Source organism: Kosmotoga olearia TBF 19.5.1 (genome assembly GCF_000023325.1).
Classification (GTDB): domain Bacteria; phylum Thermotogota; class Thermotogae; order Petrotogales; family Kosmotogaceae; genus Kosmotoga; species Kosmotoga olearia.
Window position 1 is genome coordinate 959,805 of sequence record NC_012785.1, and the last position, 20,938, is coordinate 980,742.

A 20,938-nucleotide genomic window follows, 5' to 3' on the forward strand; every position below is an offset into this window, starting at 1 on the left:
TGGATGATAATAGTTTATTCGGCCTTGATTTTAGGAGTTCTAGGTTTTGTTTTCGGTACATTTCTCGCTTTTGCAGCGGCAAAATTCGCTGTAAAAGAAAATCCGAAAGAGAAATTAATTGAGGTTGTACTCCCTGGAATAAATTGTGGGGCCTGTGGATATCCCGGATGTTCCGGATTCGCAAAAGCGGTTAGCGAAAGTAAAGCGTCTGTTGATGGTTGTATTCCCGGGAGAAGAGCCGGCGTTCCGGAGAAAATAAAGAAACTCCTTGAAGCCTCTGATGACGCTATAGAAAAGATATGGGAAAAAGCCGGTGGCGATCCAGAAGCAGCTGTTAAAGAGTTCTTCGCTGGTGCAGCGCCAAGCGAAGAAACAAAGCCCAAGAAACCTTCAAGGCCAAGCAAAGAAGAAGTGGAAAAGTACAGAGCAATGCTTGATGAAAAACCGGTTGCCAAGGCAGTTTATTCCATTCTTCCAAAAATAGACTGCGGTCTCTGCGGGTATCCCGGTTGTGCAGCTTTCGCTATTAAAATAGTGGAGGAGAAAGAAAACCCGAGTAAGTGTATCCCCGGTAAACGTCAGAAAGTTGAGGAAAAGGTGAAGAATATCAAGGAAAAATCCCCGGAAGAGATTAAAAAAATCGTAGAGGAAGCCAAAGGAGATATAGAGGAACTGAAGAAAAGATTCGAGGTGTAGCTCTTGAAGAAAATAGCGATAGTAGGTTCCACAGGTTCCATTGGAACTCAAACACTTGAAGTGATTAGAAAACTTGATAATTTTAGAGTTGTGGCCATGGCTTGTGGCCACAACTTTTCACTTTTTGAAAGACAACTCCACGAATTTTCTCCAGAATACGCTGCTATGCTTGAGCCAAATAGAGAGCTAGAAGTTAATTTTCCATCTGTGAAGTTTTTTTATGGTGCTGAAGGAATTGAAGAGATGCTGGAGATAGCCAAACCTGATTACACAGTTCTTGCGGCCAGCGGCGCGATAGGGTTGAGATACAGTCTCAAGGCGATTGAGCATTCTAAACGGCTCTGTCTTGCTAATAAAGAGTCCATCGTTTGTGGTGGAAAACTTCTGCTGGAAAAGGCAAAGCGGTATTCGGCAGAAATTATTCCTGTTGATAGTGAACACAGTGCGCTCTTTCAGTTGCTTCGAGGCGATGTTCGACCAGAGAAAATATTCATCACCGCTTCAGGTGGTGCACTCAGAGATTATCCGCTCGATAGAATCAATGAAGTTACACTGAAAGATGTTTTGAATCACCCTGTCTGGTCTATGGGGGTTAGAATAACTGTTGATAGTGCTACTATGGTGAACAAAGGACTTGAGATTATAGAAGCCCATTATCTCTTTTCCTATGATGAAAAAGACATTTTGACATATGTTTGCAAGAATAGCGCAATCCATGCCGGAGTAATCTACTCAGACGGAACAATAAAACTTCACATCGGCAAACCGGACATGAGAATTCCGATAGCTTATTCTTTAACTTATCCCCAAAGGGCTGCACTGAAAGACTTCACGGCTTCTCCTCTGGATTATTCCCTTTCTCTGGAGGAAATCGATTATCGAAGATATCCGGCTTTGAAACTAGCACGTGAAATTATCGGGATACCGTCGAAACAAATCGCGTTCAACGCTGCTGATGAAATAGCAGTCAAAAACTTTGTGGAGGGTAGAATTTCTTTTGGTAGCATTTATAGGATAATTGAAAAAACTATCGAGCGTATTGAACCGATAAGTCCTAAAGACTTCGAAGAGGTTCAGGCTATCGATGTATTGGCAAGAAAAATTGCACAGGAAGAGGTGAGAAAATGCTCACGTTAGTTTACTTTTTTCTTATACTGACGGCGATAGTCGTTGTTCATGAGTTCGGACATTATCTTTTCGCAAGGATTTTTGGTGTTAGGGCCTTAGAATTTGCTGTTGGATTTGGCCCCAGAATTTTTTCTAAAAAAGGCAAAAAAACAGAATTCAGAATAAACGTTCTTCCTCTAGGAGGATATGTGAAACTTGCTGGTGAAGATTTTGGAGAACTTTCTGAAGAAATTCCCGAAGACGAGCTTTTTTCCAACAAACCCTCATGGCAACGTTTCCTGATAGCTTTTGCCGGACCGTTATTTTCGATAATAGCTGGATTTATTATATTCGCTCTTGTTGGGGCGTTCTGGGGTTTCCCTGAAGTTCGTATCGAACAGGTGGAACCAGGTACTCCGGCATATTACGCCGGTTTAGAGGCTGGAGATAGAATTCTTGAGGTTAACGGCAGGGTCCTGATTCAGGAAAATACTCTCAGTGATCTCATTTCGAAAGGTAAAGAGTTGACTCTAACAATCGAAAGAGACGGAAAAGAACTTCAACTGAACGTGAAGCCAGCTCTCTTTCCCGAAGAAGCTATTCTCGTGATCAAAGATGCTGAGATGATACCAGAAGAAGGAAGTATTATCGAATTATTCAACGGAGTACCTTTTGATGGGAAATACAGCGATTTCTCCAGCGTTTTAACTCCTGAGAATACCATCAAGATAACCTTTAAAGATGGTACTCAGCTTTCCGGGGTAATTGAAGGTGTTTCGGTTACCAAAGAGAGGTATGCAATTGGAATATATTACAGCAATTTCGAGCCTGTTCTGAACAAGGACTTTGGAAGATTTAAGGCTGGTGACAGAATTCTCGAAGTCAACGGCATGAAACTCGAAAATGGAGTTGATCTATCAAGGCTGGCTCAAATAATAGGTTTGAATGAAAATCAGCTTTTCATCCACCTTTCAGGGAATAAAATGGAATGGTTTGGTAGAGGATTACCGGATGAATTGACCATTAAGGTTCTTCGCAATGGTAAAGAACTAACGCTGGAAACAAGTAAAACTGAAATAACCAATCTGATGAAAGAACCCAATGTTTTCCAGCTTGGTTATTCTTACTGGTATCCCAAAAATGTATTTCATGCCTTTTCTTTGGGTTTCAAATGGGCTAACGAGCTTTTATTCTCAATGGTCAAGATACTTTCACGGTTATTCACCGGTGGGACCAGTCTGAATGAGTTTTCAGGACCTATCGGAATGGTTACCCTTGTCAGTCAGGCAACAAAAGCGGGGTTAAAAACCATCCTAATCCTTGTTGGATTCATTACCCTGAACATAGGTGTCATAAACCTGCTTCCCCTTCCAGCTCTCGATGGTGGGAGAATGGTTCTGGCGTTCGTTGAAATGGTTACTAGAAAAAGAATTGATCCAAAGGTAGAAGGTTATATTCACACAATCGGGTTTATAATAATTATGGGAATTTTAATCTACATAACCTTTATAGATATAGGAAGATTTCTGTGAGCAGAATAATAAAAATTGGGAATGTTGAAATAGGCGGAAATAACCCTATCGTAATTCAATCTATGACAAATACCAAGACCGCAGACGTAAATGCCACTATCTCGCAAATAAGAGCTCTCTCATCAGCTGGATGCGGGATAGTCAGAGTATCTGTCCCGGATTTTGAGAGTATAAAAAGCCTGAAAGAGATAGTTAAGAACGTAAAGATCCCGATTGTTGCCGATATCCATTTTGACTATCGTCTCGCCATAGAATCTATAAAAGCCGGTGCCTCCAAGATTCGAATAAATCCGGGAAACATAGGTGCTGACTGGAAGGTCAGGGAAGTTGTTAGGGTAGCAAAAGAATATGGCGTTCCCATAAGGGTAGGGGCGAATTCCGGGTCCATAAAAAAAGGTTACACTCATCTTCAAAAAGCTGAAGCTCTTGCCGAAAGTGCCCTGGAAGAAGTGAGAATTCTTGAATCCATGGGGTTTGATAGAATAGTCATCTCCGCAAAGTCTTCATCTGTCATGGAAACTATCGAGGCGAATGTTTATATCCACTCTAAAGTTGATTATCCACTTCATATAGGTGTTACTGAAGCCGGTGTTGGTGAGAGCGCGATCGTGAAATCATCCATAGGGATTGGGGCATTGCTCATCAAAGGAATTGGAGACACTATAAGAGTTTCTATGGCTGGGGATCCGATAAAGGAAGTTCTCATAGCAAAAGAAATCCTTAAATCACTTGGTAAGTTGAAAGGGCCGCAGGTGATTGCCTGTCCCACCTGCGCGCGTACCGAGATAGAGGTAGAAGTTCTTGCAAAAGAAGTAACAGAATGGCTGGAAGGAATAGATGAGGAACTCACAGTAGCTGTCATGGGTTGTGTTGTAAATGGTATCGGCGAAGGAAAACATGCGGATATAGGTGTGACAGGAACAAAAGATCAAGCCGTTATATTCATTAAGGGGAAAATCGTGGAACAGGTGGAAAAAGGTAAACTAAAGGAAAGGTTCTTCTTTCACCTGGAGAATTTATTGGGGAGGAAAAAAACATGAAGGTATCCATAATTGGTGCGGGAATGGTTGGATCGTCAATCGCCTATGCAACGATGATAAAAGGGGTAGCAAGGGAAATAAGCATCGTGGATATAAACGGTGATTTAGCGGAAGGTCAGGCTCTCGACTTGAGTCATGGAGCTCCCTATGTTCATCCTGTAAGGATAAAAGGCGGCAATGATTACAGTTTAACGAAAAATTCCGATGTTGTCGTTATCACTGCCGGTAGAGCTCAAAAACCTGGTGAAACGAGATTACAGCTTCTTAAAAGTAATGCGAAGATCATCTCTTCGATAGTTGAAAGCTGTCTCAAATATTCCGAAAATCCGATAATACTGATGGTCTCAAATCCCGTAGATGTGCTTACGTGGGTAGCGTGGAAGAAATCCGGGCTACCAAGAGAACGAATTATCGGTTCAGGTACGACACTTGATACGGCAAGGCTCAGACAGAATATAGCAGATCATTGCAAACTTGACCCGAGAAGTGTACATGCCTATATTATAGGAGAACATGGGGATAGTGAAATCGCCAGTTGGTCCACGGCGAATGTGGGAGGAGTTCCAATAAAAGAATTCTGCAATGGCTGCTTGGCTAAAGGGTGCGAAAGAGATAAGGTGTTCGAAAGAATATTCGAGAATACCCGTGATGCTGCTTATAAAATCATTGAAAAGAAAGGCGCTACATACTATGGTATCGGCCTTGCTGTGGCAAGAATTCTTGAAACTATCGCTGGAGATCATCATTCTGTCTTAACGGTATCCAGTGTCCATGAAGAGTTTAGAGGAATGCGGGATGTTCCTTTTAGTGTTCCCAGTGTTCTGGGTAAAAAAGGAATAGAAAGAATCCTTCCTTTAAAACTCTCGGACGATGAATTGAAAGGATTAGAAAATTCCGCGAAAGTTATAAAAGCTGCTATAGAAAGCATATTAGAGAATCGAGAGCCGAGAGCCGAGAATCCGAGATAGCAGCTACGCTTGAAGTGCGGAGCTGCGCTCCGGACGCTCACGAGGTTGAGGTTTGCAGACGCTGTGCGCTGCTTCGCAGCGGTTGTGCTGGGCTTTGCCCAGGCTGTGCGTGACTTCGTCACGGCCATGCGGCTCTTCGAACCGGAATAAAATATCTTTTAACCCGCCGCAGGTGCGTGTCAACTGCGAAGCAGTTCGTAACAACTCCGAAGGAGTTCGCACCACCGGCGAAGCCGGTCGTATCAATCCCGAAGGGATTCGTCTCTGCCGCGTAGCGGCTTTCTCGGACTCTCGGATCCCCGGACTCTCGGTTCTTGAAGTATCTTTTTCATCACATGAACCAAGGAGGGATTTGGGTGAGTAAAAGTTCTTTTTCATTCTTTGCGATGATCCTATTTTTCTCAGGGGTACTATTCGCTTATGCTGGCATACAATACGAACCTGAAAATATCAGACTTGTTCCACCAGAAAGCGACTTAAAAGCACTATTATGGACTAACAAACCTACTGGTTCAATGTATCTTTCTGGTGAAGAGATGGTAATTCATTTTAAGACAAACAAAGATGCTTACGTAACCATTCTCGACATCCTTCCGAATGGGAAAATAAAAGTTCTGTTTCCGAATAAATTCGAGAAGGATAATTTTATTCAAGCAGATGTTGAATACACGCTTCCAGGGACCTCTTCAGAGTATCGCTTGTTAACTGGAGATATCACAGGCAAGGAAGTGTTCATATTAATAGCGTCAACAGAACCATTGTATTTTCTGGATCCTGTTTTTATACGATTACAATATTCAATTTTTACTTATTTCTTGAGCGATGTAACTGCTTTCGTCCCTACGGTTACTCGTTCGCTTGACAACGTTCCTTGGACTGTTGCTGCAACATATCATTATATCAACTACCTTCCGAACCTCCAGCGTGTGAGGTTAGATTCCGATCGCCCGAACACAAAAGTTTATGTCGATGGACTTTATTCTGGAATCGCTCCGGTCGAATTGAAACTTGAGGAAGGAAAACACAGTGTTTACATGTTCAACGACAAGGAACTCGCTTACGGTCCGGATGTCATAAATGTAAGTGCTGTTTCGAGGCAATTTGATTTTCAGTTATTTCCAACCTATCCTTATGGGTTCATAGATGTTTTCTCCGACCCTGTTGGCGCGAATGTTTACGTTGATGGAAAATATGTTGGAAAAACCCCCTATCACGATTTTGCCAGGGTTGGGTATAGATCGGTTAGAGTTTCAAAATGGAAGTATCACTCTGTTACGCAAGAAGTATATGTAGATGAAGGTGAAGTAAGCACAATCGATGTTCAGCTTGTTCCCAAGACTGAAGAAGAGATAAGAAAAGAAATAAATACAATGATTTTGGTTATGGGCATCGCGGTCAGTATCATAGCATTACTGATTATACTATCACAATAAAAAATTAGAGGCGCTTTTTTTCGCGCCTCTGTTTTAAATTATACCACAAGAATCATGGTTAGTCAAGCTTTGTGTATGTAATATGATAGTAATCTTAGACTTTTCTGAGGTATTGCGGGAGGGAATACATAATTGTGCTAAGTAAGAAAATTCTGGCGAATATCTATCTACTTCTTGTCGTGGTTTTCTGGGGACTAACTTTTCCGCTGCAGAAAGTTATTCTTATAAACTCATTATCGCCGGCTTTTTACAATGCTTTACGTTTTTTTATGGCTATCATTTTCTTGATTCCTTTTAAGGCTTTTAGGAAAAACTTCTTCAGCTCTTTAAAAGAAGAATTATTTCATGGAGTAATTCTTGGATTATTTCTCTCTGGTGGATATGTTTTTCAAACGTGGGGGTTAGTTTATACAACAGCGTCCAAAAGTGCCTTCATAACAGCTTTGTATGTTGGATTGGTGGCTATTATGGCTCCTTTTTTAGAAAGAAAAGCTCCTACATTCTTACAAATTGTGGCGCTTGGAATTTCTATCATGGCACTTTATTTCCTCACGAGTCCAGCCGGTGGCGGTTTTAATTTAGGCGATTTTCTGACTCTGTTATGTGCAATATCGTATGCTTTGCATGTCCTTTTCATAACACATTTCACCCGGGAAAATGAATCTGAACTTTCTCTCCTCTTACCACAGCTTGTAACAGTTATGCTGGTTAACGTTATTTTGATACCGGTTATTCCAGGTAAAGTGATTTTGAACCGGGAAATATTTTTTACAGCCGTTTTTGCCGCTATTTTTGCTACAATTTTTGCCATAGCTATTCAATTGAAGTATCAGAAGTATGTAGGCTCTCTCGGTTCATCGTTAGTTTACGTTGGTGAGCCCGCTTTTGCACTACTTTTTGCAGTTATCTTGCTGGGGGAAAAAATCACAATGATTGAAGGACTTGGGTTGATAATGATGGTCGTCGGGATAATTCTTGGAAGTTTGTCAACGATTAAAGAAAAAGAACAGGAAAGTGAGGTGGGATAACTTGAAAGCAAAAGTGCTTCTCGTAGAGGATGATCCTCACATAAGAAAATTCATTCAGCTGGAACTCGAACACGAAGGCTATGAAGTAAAAACAGCCGTTACCGGTCCACAAGCTCTCGACGAACTTGAAAAGGAGCTTCCAGATGTTGTTTTGCTGGATGTGATGTTGCCGGAGATGAATGGTTTTACCGTGTTAGAAAGAATCCGGGAAGACTTTTCAACGGAGCTTCCAGTAATTATGTTGACAGCTCGAGGAGAGCTGGAAGATCGGGTCAGGGGATTGAAAAGTGGTGCTGATGATTACATAGTAAAACCTTTCCACATTGAAGAGCTTTTGGCCAGACTGGAAGCAGTCCTGAGAAGAAAGGGCTATTCAGAAAAAATTTTATACGGTAATATAGAAATGAACCTCTCTTCCAGAGAGGTAAAGGTTAATGGTGAACCTGTCGAGCTTAGTAGGACAGAGTTTGATTTGCTAAAAGTCCTTCTTACGAATGCAGGAATCGTTATGTCAAAAGATAGGCTGTTAGAGCTGGTATGGGGAACGGAAGAATGGGGGAATCCTAACGTTGTGGAAGTGTACATAAATTATCTGCGAAAGAAACTTGGATCAGCGGGGAAGATCATAAAAACGGTAAGAGGTGTTGGTTACGTTGCGAAGGAGTAAATCCATACCATTTTCACTTCAGTTATTTATCAGTATTGTTATGATAACCGTGCTCGTCATGGTTTTCTTTGCCCTTTTTGTTTATAGTCTTTCATCCGAGCTGTTTGTACGAAATTACGCTACCGAGCTGGAGAAGAATTTTAGAAATTTCTTCAACTTTAATGCCCAAAGGCATGGTATAGCATCAGGGCCACGCGGAATGTCGGGTGGACCACAAAGCAGGATTTCAAAAAGTCTTTTTATTATGGTTGATGATAGTGTACTTCAAAACCCGGATGGAATACCAGCACCGGATTTTTTTGAAGGACGAAAACTCCTAAAAATAGATGGAAATACCTACCTGTTCTATGGATTTATAGATTCCGGAAAAAAGGTGCTTTTGGGCATAAGAACTGCTGAATACGATTTTCTGCTTGGTGGCTTGAAAAAAGCTTTTATTGTTGCCATTATGTTATCGCTGATTCTTTCAGGCATTGTGGGATATTATATAAGCTCCAAGATATCGACACCACTTAAAAGAACGATGGAACTCTTAAAAGAAGTTGTGGTGAGTGATCTTTCAAAGAGAATATCTGTTGACTCTAACACGAAAGAGATATTGGAACTTACTCAGGCGATAAATTCAGCATTGGACAGGATAGAAGATGGTTATAAAAGGCAGGAGCAGTTTTCCTCTGATGTAGCCCACGAGATACGTTCCCCATTAACTGCTATACTTGGTTTTTCACGAATGATACAGCGTTGGGGAGCAAGAGACCCAGAAATCGTTGAAGAATCAGCGAAAAATATAGCAGAAACAGCTGCAAAGATGCTTACCCTTACTGAAGGTTTGCTATTTCTTTCGAAACCAAACCTTTCACCAAATCTGGAAATTTTGAATCTGAGGACCCTGGTAGAAAGAAACGTTTCGGATATCACTAGAATTTATGGAATAAAGATAAAAAACGTCGTGCCCGATTTAAATGTAAAAACCGATGAAAGCCTGCTTTCCATAGCTATAAAGATACTCCTGGAGAATGCGGCAAAACACGGCGAAGGTAAGCCAGTGGAAATTGGTTGGGATAGCGAAAGAAAGGCTTTATATGTTAGGGATTATGGTCCCGGGATACCAGATGAAATTAAGGATAAAATATTTGACAGATTTTTCAAGGCAGAACGCTCAAGAAGCGGTTCTGGACATGGCCTTGGTTTATCAATTTTCAAAAAGATCTGTGATACGTTGGGATTAACCGTAAAGGTTGAGGATCCACCTGATGGTGGCGCAAGTTTCGTAATAACAGGCTGGAAATTATCATAACAACGGTAAAATCAAAAACGTTTTTCTACGAGTTCAAGGGCGATTCTTTCCCTTTCGAGGTCAATACTCAGAACTTTTACTTTTACAATCTGTCCAACAGACAGAACTTCGAGAGGATCGCAAACATTTTTTCCCATTCTTGTTTTATGGATCAATCCGTCCTGCTTGACGCCGATATCGACAAAAGCTCCAAAATCCACTACGTTCCTTACGGTACCCTCAAGTTCCATATCAGGTCTTAAGTCTTCTATTGAAAGAACATCATCGTGCAGTATGGGTTTTGGCAATTCGTCCCGTGGATCAAGCCCGGGATTCTTTAATGCTTTTACTACCTCTTTTACAGTAATGGGATTGAACCCCGCTTTTTTTACGAAACTTTCTATATCGAATTCTTCCAGTTTTCCTCTTAACTCTTCACGTTTCCGGATTATTTCTTCCGGGAGAATTCCTACTTCTTTCAATACTTCACGGGCAATATGATAGGATTCAGGATGAACAATGGTGTTATCTAAAGGTTCCTCACCATCTATTATCCTGCAGAATCCAGCAGCCTGCTCAAATGCCTTGTTACCGATTCCTTTGACTTTCAATAGGTCTTCCCTCTTTTTGAAAAGTCCAACCTGTTTTCTGTACTCAACAATGTTTCTTGCCATTCTCGCATTTAGGCCGGATATGTACTTCAGTAAATGTTCTGAAGCGGTGTTAAGGTTAACTCCCACGTAGTTGACCACAGATTCCACTTCTCTATCGAGTGCTTTTTTTAAGTTTTTTCTCGACACATCGTGTTGGTACATTCCCACACCTATCGATTCAGGCGGGATTTTCACATACTCGGCAAGGGGATCCTGAACCCTTCTCGCGATTGAAATTGCACCACGGGTAGTTACATCATATTCTGGGAGTTCCTCAGTAGCCGTCTTGGACGCCGAATATACAGATGCTCCGGCTTCGGAAACGATCATGAATTTACAATTCAGATTGCAGGTTCTAATGGTTTCAGCCACAAAACTCGCAGTTTCACGTGAAGCGGTTCCATTTCCAATGGCTATTATCTCTACTCCAAGCAGTCTTACCGCATTAGCCACTTTCATCTGCGCGGATTTTTTATCATTTCGCGGTGGTGTCGGATAAATAGTATCGTGGTAAAGAACTGAGCTATCTTTTCCAACCACCGCTATCTTACAACCTGTACGGTAGCCAGGATCAATTCCCATAACAACCTTTTCGCCCATCGGTGGTTGCAGCAAGAGGTTTCTCAAATTCTTTGCGAAAACTTTGATCGCCCTGTCTTCGGCAGAAACCTTTAGATCACTCCTGACTTCTCGCTCGATAGATGGTTTCAACAGCCTTTCATAAGAGTCTTTCAACGCTTCCAGAAGTTCGGAAAAATACGCTAAAGAAGAGGAAATTCCAAGTTTCTTTTGAAGCGAAGAGCCAGGGTCGAAGGGAAGTGACAGAGTAACTTTTAGAACTTTTTCCCGTTCTCCTCTAAATATGGCGAGAATTCTATGTGAAGGGATTTTTTTAATAGGTTGCGAAAACTCATAATAGTCTCGATAAATGCCTTTCGGGTCTTCGGCGTCCCCTCGTAAGCATTTCACTATTCCTTTTTCACTGAACAACGTTCGTAAAAAAACTCTTATTTCAACATTGTGAGATATCTTTTCCGCTATAATATCCTTCGCGCCTACCAAAGCTTCCTCGATAGACACTATCCCCTTTTCCTCCGATATAAAGCTTTGAACGAAGTTGTCATCACGAGATTTCGCCGATAAAAGGAATTCAGCAAGCGGTTCAAGCCCTTTTTCCCTCGCCATGTCAGCTTTTGTCTTCTTTCGGGTTTTATAGGGAAGATACAAATCTTCCACTTCCTGAAGGCTTTCAGAGGTTTTTATCGCCTTTTCAAGCTCTGGAGTCAGTTTGCCTTTTTCACTTATTAATCTTAAAACTTCCTCTTTCCTTGTTTCCAGCTTTTTAAGATACTCCAGCATATCAGCGATTTCCCTAATCTGAATTTCATTCAATTCTCCTGTTTTCTCTTTTCGATATCTTGCAATAAAAGGAATTGTCTTTCCTTCTTCAAGGAGTTCAATGGAGTTTTTGACCTTCCATGTTGGCAAACCAAGTTTTTTCGCTATCTCTACTGTAAAATCAATCACCGCTGATAACCTCCCTGACAACCTTAACTACTTCAATTGGGAAATTCCCGGATACTGTTTCATTGGAAAGTACTATGCCTGAAAAACCGTGTTCTATCAGGTCATAAAGGTGACAAATTTCGCTTCTCGTTGGTCGGGGATTGTCTACCATGTGTTCCATAACCTCACCTGCCATGAAGACAGGGCAGGTAAAATCCCGCATAGATTTCACAAATTCACCATAGAATTTTGCAAGTCCCCTCATTCCAAGATGTGCTCCAAGATCACCCCGACAAAACCACATTTCGTCGGTTTCACTTGAAATTTCCTTCAGTTTATCCAAATCCAAATAATTTTCTATCTTAGCAGCCACATACCTTCGTGAAATTGCTCTTAGATTTTTTATCTGTTCAGGAGAACTAACAAAGGATAATGCGTATCTCACAAAGGGATAATCACGTGTTTTTGAGATTATTTCCACGTCCTTCTCGGTTAAAGAAAAAGATCTGAAATTTTTATCCGAAAGGAATTCAAAGTTTATTCCCTTAGCTCCATGGACTCTTCCAGCTTTCAGTACTATTGCATAGGCTCTATTTCCATCGTTATCGAGAATCTTCAACTTTATCTTTCCATCATTTAGGGAAACATTCAGGTTCGGGGAAAGAAGTTTCAATACAGCAGGTTCTACTAAAAGGGTTTTTATTTCCGGGCTTTCACTTGTAGCAAAAACAATCTTTTCCCCCGGAATAAGTTCAACGGTTCGTTGATCTTTTCGAAGTCTTTTTTTGCTACCTTTAAGATCGATATAGAGCGGGATGTTGTAGAAATGGAACTGGTATTCTTCTAAAAACTCTATTAACTCACCAATCTCCATATGTGAAGAATTAACCCTGAAAGCAGTTACTCCAGCATTCAGCAGCTCTCGGGCAATTGAAAAGTCCTTTATAGTAGCAAAAATTTTAAAATTCAATTCTATCACCTCGCAAAAATTATACCCCCTTAGATTGAACATATCTTCAATATGTTCCGGTGATATAATAAAAAAAAGAAAAAGCGAGATTTGAAAGGAGGCACATATGTGTCAGAACAAACTGTAAAAGGAGAACTCAGGGTTATACCGATAAGTGTTTCGAAGGCTATCGTACCCGAGGAGGCTCGAAGAACTACAGCTGGAGAATATCTTGTTAATGCCCTTAAAGAAAAAGGAATAGAGGTTCAGGATAAGGATGTTTTTGTACTCACTTCAAAATTAGTCTCGCTCTTCGATGGTAGAACAATCAATTTGAGTACAGTGACTCCCTCGAGAAAAGCGAAGATTCTTGGCAAACTTTTCCATAAAGATCCCCGTGAGGTTGAACTGATAATGCGTGAAGGAAAGGTTCTGGCTGTTATACCTTTCAAAAAAATTGCGAAAAACCCCGCTATATGGAAGCGAATGCTCCAGTTTTCGGCTAACCCCGAAGGTACACGCCAAGCGCTCGATATATCAACATATGTTTTTGTTGTCAATAACCACGCAGCTTATCTCGATGACGCTGGTATAGATTTTTCCAATTCTCCACCAGATTATGTAACGCTACTACCTAAGGACCCTTGTGCCAGCGCTAAAAGAATTCGAAAAGAAATCATGGATTTAACCGGTAAAGAAGTTGCTGTGATTATCACCGATACCGTTTCCGTGTTAGGAAGAATGGGATCGCAAGACATTGCCATAGGTTATTCTGGTATTGACCCAATTACAAGAAAAAGCGGTAAGGAAGATCTTTTTGGAGAGCCTCATCTTGGAGGAAACGACCTTGTTATTGATTCTATGGCTGGAATTGCAGGACTTGTCATGGGACAGATGAACGAAAGTACTCCTGCGACACTTATCAGAGGATATGATTACGAGCCAGAAAGAGAAGATGAAGAACCTAAAGGTATGGAGTTAATAGCTTATCCGAAGAGTATGGCTTTTAGATCAAGTGTTCTAACGATATTAACAACTGTCTGGTTTCGCATAGTCAATTTTTTTACCTTTCAAAAATGGCCAAAAGATGAAGAAAATTAAAACGGCGGGGCTCAAAACCCGCCTTTTTAATAGCTTTCAACTTTGATTATCCGATATCCCTTTGCTGAAAGTTTCTCCTCAAGATTCTCAACGATTTCAAGAGAATCTGCTTCCACAATAACCTTTCCTGAAGAGAATTCAACGCTTTTAACTTCCCTGCCAAGAACAGATTTGATTACTCGCCGTACAGAATCAACGGACCCATCATCACTCATACCTTCAATTGTGAGTACCATTCGCATCGTATCACCCCAAATATTGGTCTCACTATAATATTCTCATCTTTCGCGCTTTTCGTCAACATGCGGATTAATCAAGTTGTCAATAAATAAATCAATGCGTAATAGATATTCAACGAGCTTTAAAGCTTTTTCTAAAGAATGGAAGTATGATAGAGATACACTTGGGAGAACAATAAGGAAGCCTCGATTAAATACAACGTGCTAACCCCACCCCTGTTCGAAAGATTTCCCCATCACGAAGCGTCAGAGCAGCCTCACAAGAGGCTGCTCTGATTTTTGCAAAAGAGATTAATAAATATCAAATTCTATACGATAAAGAACAGTAGCATTGTTCGCATTCTGAAGTCCTCCGGCCAGATAATCCGCACCAGCAGGAATTATCGCGGTGGAATCGCTCGAAGCCGGAAGTATCTCGTGAACGGTGTCAAATTTCACCTCTTCGGTTGTAAAAACCACAATGACATAATGACCGCCAGAAGAAGTATAAGCTATTCCGTAATTTTGTGTATCTATGTCCCTACCAATTTCAGAAATATTGGAAGGCAGCTCGCGATCTAACAATAGTTTGTTCTGAATACCCCCGGCAAGAACTTTGAGATTAAATGCCACCTGAATCGCCTTGGCTTTTCTTATCGCATTCATGGCAACAGGTGTAATACTGGCAAGAAGCGCCGCTATAACAGCAAGGACTATAAGCAGCTCTATGAAAGTAAACCCCCTTCTTCTGGTAAACATATAATCCCTCCCGCAATAGTGTTCTGAGGTACTCTAAATTATACAATCGTTTTGTAAAGAAGCAAGGAGCAATGATGTTACATGAGAAATCGATTGATGGATAGTTAGTTTAACTAACAAACGCATTTATAATAATAGTAACAACGAAAAAGATCTGGTAAGCACTCCTTCGGAGTGGGAAACAATAGACGTTTGCAAAGGCTGTCAATTGGTAGAGTGACGTTTGCGACAAAAAACACGAGAATCCGATGTTCGAGATCGACGCGACTGACTTCGCCGAGGAAACGATTAATTCTGTCGGTGACACGTGTCTGCGGCGGGAAGAGTAGAAGAGCGGGTATCGGGTCTGGGTAGAGCAGCTGCTTTTTACTCTTTACAGCCAGAGAGAAATTTACCTCACTGACATCATTTGTGATAAATGAACCTTTATCAAAGTATATAATTTATGGAATCTATTTGAAAGGATATGACGAATGAGTATGAATTTTAGTGAAATGGGTTTATCCCGAAAGATGTTGAACTCCATTGAAAAAGTGGGGTTTGTAGAACCTACTCCGATACAATCTAAAGCAATACCGGTGATTTTAAATGGAAGAGATATAATTGGCCAGGCACATACCGGAACCGGTAAGACAGCCGCTTTTGGAATACCTCTTCTTGAAATGCTGGATTACTCATCAAAAAAAGTACAAGCGCTTATTCTCTGCCCAACAAGGGAACTGGCTGTTCAGGTGGCACGCGAAATAGCTGCGTTGGCCTCTAATCGCAAGGAAATAGAAGTACTTGCTATATACGGTGGGCAATCTATAGAACGGCAGATAAATACCCTAAAGAAAGGAATTCAAGTTGTTGTTGGTACTCCCGGCAGAATAATGGATCATATGCGAAGAAAGACGCTCAAGCTCGATGACACAAAATTTGTAGTGCTGGATGAAGCTGATGAGATGCTAAATATGGGGTTTCTTGAGGATATACGGTACATACTCAGCCATGTTGGAAAAGAACGACAAATCACTATGTTTTCAGCCACCATGCCGAAAGCAATTATAGCTCTGGCTCAGGAATTTCAGAAAGAACCTGAACTGATAAAGGTGATAAATAGAGAATTGACTGTTTCCACGGTAGAACAATATTATCTTGAAATAGGGGAATCCAGAAAGTTTGATGCTCTTTCAAAGCTCATTGAGTATTACAATCCGCAACTTTCGTTGGTTTTTTGCAACACGAAGAAGAAAGTAGATGAACTTGTTCCGATGCTTCAGGCTAAAGGTTATCTTGTCGACGGGCTCCACGGAGATATGAGTCAATCATTGAGAAACAGAGTCATGAACAGTTTCAGGAATAAATCGATTAAAGTTCTTGTAGCCACCGATGTTGCTGCTCGTGGTATAGACGTTGATGATATCGAGGCAGTTTTTAATTACGATATACCCCAGGATGAGGAATATTATGTTCACAGAATAGGAAGAACTGGAAGGGCAGGAAAAACCGGAAAAGCCTTCAGTTTCGCCTACGGTCGTTCTCTTCACAGGTTGAGAGAAATACAACGTTATACAAAAATCAAGATAAAATCCTTAAACGTGCCCTCAGAAAAGGATGTGAACACAAAAAGAATGGAAAGCTTTCTTGGTGAAATCAATGATATCCTCGAACAGGGCAATCTAAGTGATTACGTTCCTGCTGTAGAGGAACTTATTGCAAGGGGTTACACCTCAATGGAAATAGCTGCTGCACTAATAAAAATGAATGTGTCAAAAAGAGCCTATTCTCAGAATGAGGCTGGGGCTAAGAATAACAATCGTGACCGTGAGATGATAAAGCTGTTCGTCAGCGCGGGGAGTAAGCATAACATAAGAGTTAGAGATATTGTTGGAGCAATTACCGGCGAGGCGGGTATTCCCGGTGATCGCATAGGTTCAATTGAACTTTTGAGTAAGCATAGTTATGTGGAAGTTGAGCGCAGATATGCTGAATTGGTTATTGATTCTCTCAATCGCTGCAAGATAAAGGGAAACAAAATAGTTGCCGAATTAGCAAGAGCAAAGTGAATTAACCGATAGTAAGCCTGTTTCTACCCCTTTGTTTACTTATATACATCAGCTCATCGGCACGCTTTATGATACTCTCTTTTGTGTCGCCTTGTTTTGCAAGGGTAGCTCCAATCGAGATGGTTACACTCAAACTTTCTCCATTTAGTTCGAAACTGGAGCTCTCAACAAGTAGGCGATATCTCTCAGCTATTGTTTCAATAGTTTTCATGTTAACGTTTTTGATGAGCGCAACAAATTCTTCACCACCCCATCTACCGACAACATCGGAAACTCTTGAGGCACCGAGAAGCGTATTAGCCACGATCTTCAATACTTTGTCGCCTGCGACATGGCCATAGGTGTCATTAAAACTTTTGAAATGATCTATATCCATGAAAATTACACCGAATCTCAATTTATGCCTCATGAAATCATTCATGAAATCTTCTAATCTTTCTTCAACGTAACGTCTGTTTGGAAGTTTCGTCAATTCATCAAACATGGCAAGTTTTTCAAGTTCAGTCATTCTCTGTTTAAGTGCTTCTTCAGGTGTTTTGTCATTGAAGAGCTCTAGGGCGGCGTGTATTTCGCCATAGTCATTTCTGAGTGGAACCACTCTGATACATACAGGTTTTCTGTAACCATCTTTGTGGTGAAGATACACGTTTGCTTCTCTAATCTTTCCATCTTTAAGTGTCTTTGCAAGCGGGCAATCTCCTTTACAAAGACTATTTCCCGCTTCGTCAACATGCATAAGGATATTATCCATACAGGATCTTCCCAGAATTTCATCTTTACGGTAGCTGGTTATCTTTTCTGCTGCTTTGTTCCAGTAAAGTATTTTTCTGTGCTTATCAACAATATAAGCTCCTTCGATTAGTACATCAAGTAAACCCCTCCAATGCCTGTAATCATGATCATTGCCTGACATTTTATCACCCACTCTTGAAAAATTTTTTGTTTGTCGTATATTTCTCGAAATTTATTCTATCACTATTCCTTTCGGTTATTGTTTTTGCCTTTCATCGATCCATTGAAATTGAAATAAAGAAGATTCTCGACAACATTCCTAAAAAAGTTTAAAAACTCTTTCTCAGTACCTTTTCCAAGTGTGTTTAATTGTCTTCGGTTCTTAATAGATTATGGTTATAATTGATTTGACGGGTTTTCACTTTCGTTTTATTCTATTTCTTACCCATTAAATTCAGTTTTTTCAAGTTTCCACCGGTTCCAGGATATGGGAGGTGGCAACATGAAAATCTGCGTTGTTGGCGCTGGCAATGGTGGACAGGCTATCGCCGCTTATCTCGCAATGCATGGACATGACGTTGCTCTTTTTAATCGAAGCCGGAAAAGAATATCCGGAATTCTCTATGCACGAAAGATCAGAATAGAGGGCGAATCCAGTGGCGTTGCTACGCTAAGTTACGTTGGAACAAACATCGAAAAAGCAATAGAAGGAAGAAAATTAATTATGGTGGTAGTTCCCGCTTTTGCGCATGCTTCCGTTGCTAAAAGAGTCGCTCCATATCTTGAAGATGGTCAGGTCATTGTCCTTAATCCTGGCAGAACCGGTGGTGCACTGGAGTTTAGAAGAGTATTAGACGAGATGAATGTCAAGAAAGATATCGTTATTGCCGAAGCTCAAACCTTTGTTTTCGCCTCAAGAATCACGGGGCCGGGAACAGTAAAGATATTTAAAATTAAAAATGCTGTTCCTGTTGCCGCATTACCTGCGTCTAAAAACGATCTACTTTTCGAAACTCTACCTAAAGTGCTTCCTGAATTCGTGGTTTCTCCGAATGTTCTTTACACTAGTTTCAACAACATAGGAGCCGTATTCCACCCCGGAGCACTTTTGATGAACGCTGGTTGGGTAGAATCAAGGCATGGAAATTTCCAGTTTTACCTTGAGGGAATAAGCCCTTCGGTGGCAAGAGTTCTGGAAAAAATCGATGAGGAACGTTGCCAGATAGCCCGTGCACTCGGGGCAGAACCGATGACGGCTGTTGAATGGATCGATTTCGCCTACGACGTCCAGGGTATCGATCTGTACGACGCAATTCATAACAATGAAGGATATCAGGGAATAGCTGCACCCGTTAGTCTTTCTAATAGGTACATTCTCGAAGATGTACCCATGAGTCTCGTGCCTATAAGCTCTTTCGGAAAGTACCTCGGTATTCCGACACCAGCTATCGATTCGATTGTCAACATCGCTAATTTTGCGCTCAGAAGAAATTTCTGGAAAGACGGAAGAACGGTTGAGCACCTTGGACTTGCCAATATGACCGTGGATCAGATATGGAACTTTGTTGAGAACGGGAGAGATACATGATGTCGAAAAAGAAAATAATCGCAGGTGCCCTTGGAAGCGATGTTCATGTAGCCGGTGTGCTCAATTTTCTCGATTTAGCAAACAAAGAAGGATATGACACGGTATACCTTGGGGGGGCTGTACCACTGGAAAAATTCATTGGGGGAATAATCGAAACTGACCCAGATATTGTGGCAATAAGCTACCGTCTCGATTCGGATGCCCTTCGGAATCTTTTGAAGGAATTTGAGATGGAAATAAAAAGGTACGGTCTTCAAAATAAAATATACATCTTCGGTGGAACTGTAGAAACAGCAAAAGTAGCACGGGAGTTTTCTTTTATCTCCAAAGTTTTTGATGGAAGCATGAGCATTGATCAGATAGCGATGTTCTTAAGAGGAAAGCGTGATGAAAAAGAAGATGAGATACCTCCTCAGACCCTTACTGAACGAATAAAGTACAAATCCCCTTACCCGTTGATAAGACACCACATAGGCCTCCCCACACTCCAAGAAACAGAAAGAGAAATAGAAAAATTAGCGGAATCCGGTTTGCTCGATATCATTTCACTCGCACCAGATCAAAACGCCCAGCAATTCTTTTTCACGCCCGAAGAGATGGATCCAGCACAGGATGGCGCTGGCGGTGCTCCTTTTAGAACTCGCGATGATTTTACACGCATGTACCAGGCAAGTAGAAGGGGAAACTATCCTCTTTTACGTTGCTATTCAGGAACCAGAAATTTGATCAAATTCTCCGCTTTGCTACACGAAACGATACACAATGCCTGGGCAGCGATACCCCTCACATGGTATTCCGACCTTGACAGGCGTTCCGATAGACCCCTCCTTGAAGCTATAAAGGAAAACCAGGAAGCAATTCGCTGGAACGCTTCCATGGGAATACCCGTAGAGATAAATGAATCCCATCAATGGGCATTGAGATACTGTCACGGTGCCGTGGAAGTTGCCACAGCGTACATCGCAGCTTACAATGCAAAAAAGCTTGGAGTAAAGTACTACATTGCACAGTATATGTTCAATACTCCCCCCGAGATATCACCAAAGATGGATACAGCAAAAATGCTGGCAAAAAAAGAGCTTATCGAATCACTTCATGACAATGATTTCATCTCGTATCGCATGGTGAGAACAGGATTGATGTCTTTTCCCGCCGATCCGTATATGGCGATGGGACAGCTCGTTTCTTCCATGTTCACCGCAGCATATCTGAAACCCCATATAATTCACGTGGTTGCCTACTCTGAAGCCATAAAAAGGGCTACTTCAAAAGAAATAATTGAAAGCGTCAAAATGGTGAAAAAAGCGTATCTCGAGGCAATGAAAGGATTGCCGGATTTCGAAGCAGATCCAGTTGTTAAGGAAAGAAAGGAACAGTTAAAGGAAGAAGCAATGCTTATCGTTAGAGCGATAGAAAGCCTTGGCAAAGATTCAGACAATCCTTTAATCGATCCAGAAGTCATCCAGGCCGCTATAAAAACAGGCATACTCGATGCACCGGGACTTAAAAAAATGTCAGTCGCCTGTGGAAAGCTTCGTACAAGAGCAATAAATGGTGCTTATTACGCTGTGAATGAAAAGGGAAAACCGATTTCCGAAGCTCAAAGACTTAAGTCGCTGGGATTTGAAGTATGAAGG

The 20,938-nt window shown here is 41.2% G+C and carries 18 protein-coding genes; 13 read left to right on the forward strand and 5 right to left on the reverse strand.

Going from position 1 to position 20,938, the window contains the following annotated elements:
- Nucleotides 1-3: 3 nt before the first annotated feature.
- The 9 genes from KOLE_RS11340 (at nucleotide 4) to KOLE_RS04625 (ending at nucleotide 9,768) form a co-directional block, all read left to right on the forward strand.
- A complete protein-coding gene (locus tag KOLE_RS11340) occupies nucleotides 4-696 on the forward strand; it encodes an RnfABCDGE type electron transport complex subunit B (RefSeq protein ID WP_015868279.1) in 693 nt (230 codons plus the stop codon).
- A 3-nt stretch (nucleotides 697-699) separates the two neighbouring features.
- A complete protein-coding gene (gene dxr, locus KOLE_RS04590; RefSeq protein WP_015868280.1) occupies nucleotides 700-1,833 on the forward strand; it encodes a 1-deoxy-D-xylulose-5-phosphate reductoisomerase in 1,134 nt (377 codons plus the stop codon).
- Nucleotides 1,821-3,335, forward strand: coding sequence for a site-2 protease family protein (locus KOLE_RS04595; protein WP_015868281.1), 1,515 nt, complete (start codon nucleotides 1,821-1,823; stop codon nucleotides 3,333-3,335). Before dxr ends, KOLE_RS04595 begins: the two co-directional genes overlap by 13 nt.
- On the forward strand, nucleotides 3,332-4,375 hold the full coding sequence (ispG, locus tag KOLE_RS04600; protein ID WP_015868282.1) for a flavodoxin-dependent (E)-4-hydroxy-3-methylbut-2-enyl-diphosphate synthase: 1,044 nt from the start codon (nucleotides 3,332-3,334) through the stop codon (nucleotides 4,373-4,375). Before KOLE_RS04595 ends, ispG begins: the two co-directional genes overlap by 4 nt.
- Entirely contained in the window at nucleotides 4,372-5,343 is a 972-nt protein-coding gene (locus KOLE_RS04605) for an L-lactate dehydrogenase (protein WP_015868283.1), read from the forward strand. The genes ispG and KOLE_RS04605 overlap by 4 nt, the downstream gene beginning before the upstream one ends.
- Before the next feature lie 356 nt (nucleotides 5,344-5,699).
- Nucleotides 5,700-6,776, forward strand: coding sequence for a DUF4384 domain-containing protein (locus KOLE_RS04610; protein WP_015868284.1), 1,077 nt, complete (start codon nucleotides 5,700-5,702; stop codon nucleotides 6,774-6,776).
- A 134-nt stretch (nucleotides 6,777-6,910) separates the two neighbouring features.
- Nucleotides 6,911-7,804, forward strand: a complete 894-nt coding sequence (locus KOLE_RS04615) for a DMT family transporter (RefSeq protein ID WP_015868285.1) — start codon at nucleotides 6,911-6,913, stop codon at nucleotides 7,802-7,804.
- Nucleotide 7,805: 1 nt separating this feature from the next.
- Nucleotides 7,806-8,471, forward strand: coding sequence for a response regulator transcription factor (locus KOLE_RS04620; protein ID WP_015868286.1), 666 nt, complete (start codon nucleotides 7,806-7,808; stop codon nucleotides 8,469-8,471).
- Entirely contained in the window at nucleotides 8,458-9,768 is a 1,311-nt protein-coding gene (locus KOLE_RS04625) for a HAMP domain-containing sensor histidine kinase (RefSeq protein WP_015868287.1), read from the forward strand. The genes KOLE_RS04620 and KOLE_RS04625 overlap by 14 nt, the downstream gene beginning before the upstream one ends.
- An 11-nt stretch (nucleotides 9,769-9,779) precedes the next feature.
- Here KOLE_RS04625 and KOLE_RS04630 read toward each other — a convergent pair whose 3' ends face one another.
- Together KOLE_RS04630 and KOLE_RS04635 are read right to left on the reverse strand one after the other, a co-directional pair.
- Nucleotides 9,780-11,927: a Tex family protein gene (locus KOLE_RS04630; RefSeq protein ID WP_015868288.1), complete on the reverse strand. Its 2,148-nt coding sequence runs from the start codon at nucleotides 11,925-11,927 to the stop codon at nucleotides 9,780-9,782.
- Complete coding sequence (locus KOLE_RS04635) at nucleotides 11,920-12,876, reverse strand: pyruvate kinase (protein WP_015868289.1); 957 nt, start codon at nucleotides 12,874-12,876, stop codon at nucleotides 11,920-11,922. The genes KOLE_RS04630 and KOLE_RS04635 overlap by 8 nt, the downstream gene beginning before the upstream one ends.
- 108 nt (nucleotides 12,877-12,984) lie before the next feature.
- Between KOLE_RS04635 and KOLE_RS11110 the strand changes: the two genes are divergently transcribed.
- Complete coding sequence (locus KOLE_RS11110; RefSeq protein ID WP_015868290.1) at nucleotides 12,985-13,956, forward strand: coenzyme F420-0:L-glutamate ligase; 972 nt, start codon at nucleotides 12,985-12,987, stop codon at nucleotides 13,954-13,956.
- 26 nt (nucleotides 13,957-13,982) lie between these two features.
- Here the strand turns inward: KOLE_RS11110 and KOLE_RS04645 are convergent, their stop codons facing one another.
- Both KOLE_RS04645 and KOLE_RS04650 read right to left on the reverse strand, forming a co-directional pair.
- Nucleotides 13,983-14,198: a heavy-metal-associated domain-containing protein gene (locus KOLE_RS04645; RefSeq protein ID WP_015868291.1), complete on the reverse strand. Its 216-nt coding sequence runs from the start codon at nucleotides 14,196-14,198 to the stop codon at nucleotides 13,983-13,985.
- A gap of 288 nt (nucleotides 14,199-14,486) precedes the next feature.
- On the reverse strand, nucleotides 14,487-14,933 hold the full coding sequence (locus KOLE_RS04650; protein ID WP_015868292.1) for a type II secretion system protein: 447 nt from the start codon (nucleotides 14,931-14,933) through the stop codon (nucleotides 14,487-14,489).
- A 473-nt stretch (nucleotides 14,934-15,406) separates the two neighbouring features.
- Between KOLE_RS04650 and KOLE_RS04655 the strand changes: the two genes are divergently transcribed.
- Nucleotides 15,407-16,981, forward strand: a complete 1,575-nt coding sequence (locus tag KOLE_RS04655; RefSeq protein WP_015868293.1) for a DEAD/DEAH box helicase — start codon at nucleotides 15,407-15,409, stop codon at nucleotides 16,979-16,981.
- A 1-nt stretch (nucleotide 16,982) separates the two neighbouring features.
- Here the strand turns inward: KOLE_RS04655 and KOLE_RS04660 are convergent, their stop codons facing one another.
- Entirely contained in the window at nucleotides 16,983-17,894 is a 912-nt protein-coding gene (locus KOLE_RS04660) for a sensor domain-containing diguanylate cyclase (RefSeq protein ID WP_015868294.1), read from the reverse strand.
- Between the two features lie 321 nt (nucleotides 17,895-18,215).
- Here KOLE_RS04660 and KOLE_RS04665 point away from each other — a divergent pair, with 321 nt between their 5' ends.
- Both KOLE_RS04665 and KOLE_RS04670 read left to right on the forward strand, forming a co-directional pair.
- The gene (locus tag KOLE_RS04665) at nucleotides 18,216-19,301 is read left to right on the forward strand and encodes an NAD/NADP-dependent octopine/nopaline dehydrogenase family protein (RefSeq protein WP_015868295.1); all 1,086 of its coding nucleotides are present in this window, start codon (nucleotides 18,216-18,218) and stop codon (nucleotides 19,299-19,301) included.
- Nucleotides 19,298-20,935: a methionine synthase gene (locus tag KOLE_RS04670; protein WP_015868296.1), complete on the forward strand. Its 1,638-nt coding sequence runs from the start codon at nucleotides 19,298-19,300 to the stop codon at nucleotides 20,933-20,935. Before KOLE_RS04665 ends, KOLE_RS04670 begins: the two co-directional genes overlap by 4 nt.
- Nucleotides 20,936-20,938 lie beyond the last annotated feature (3 nt).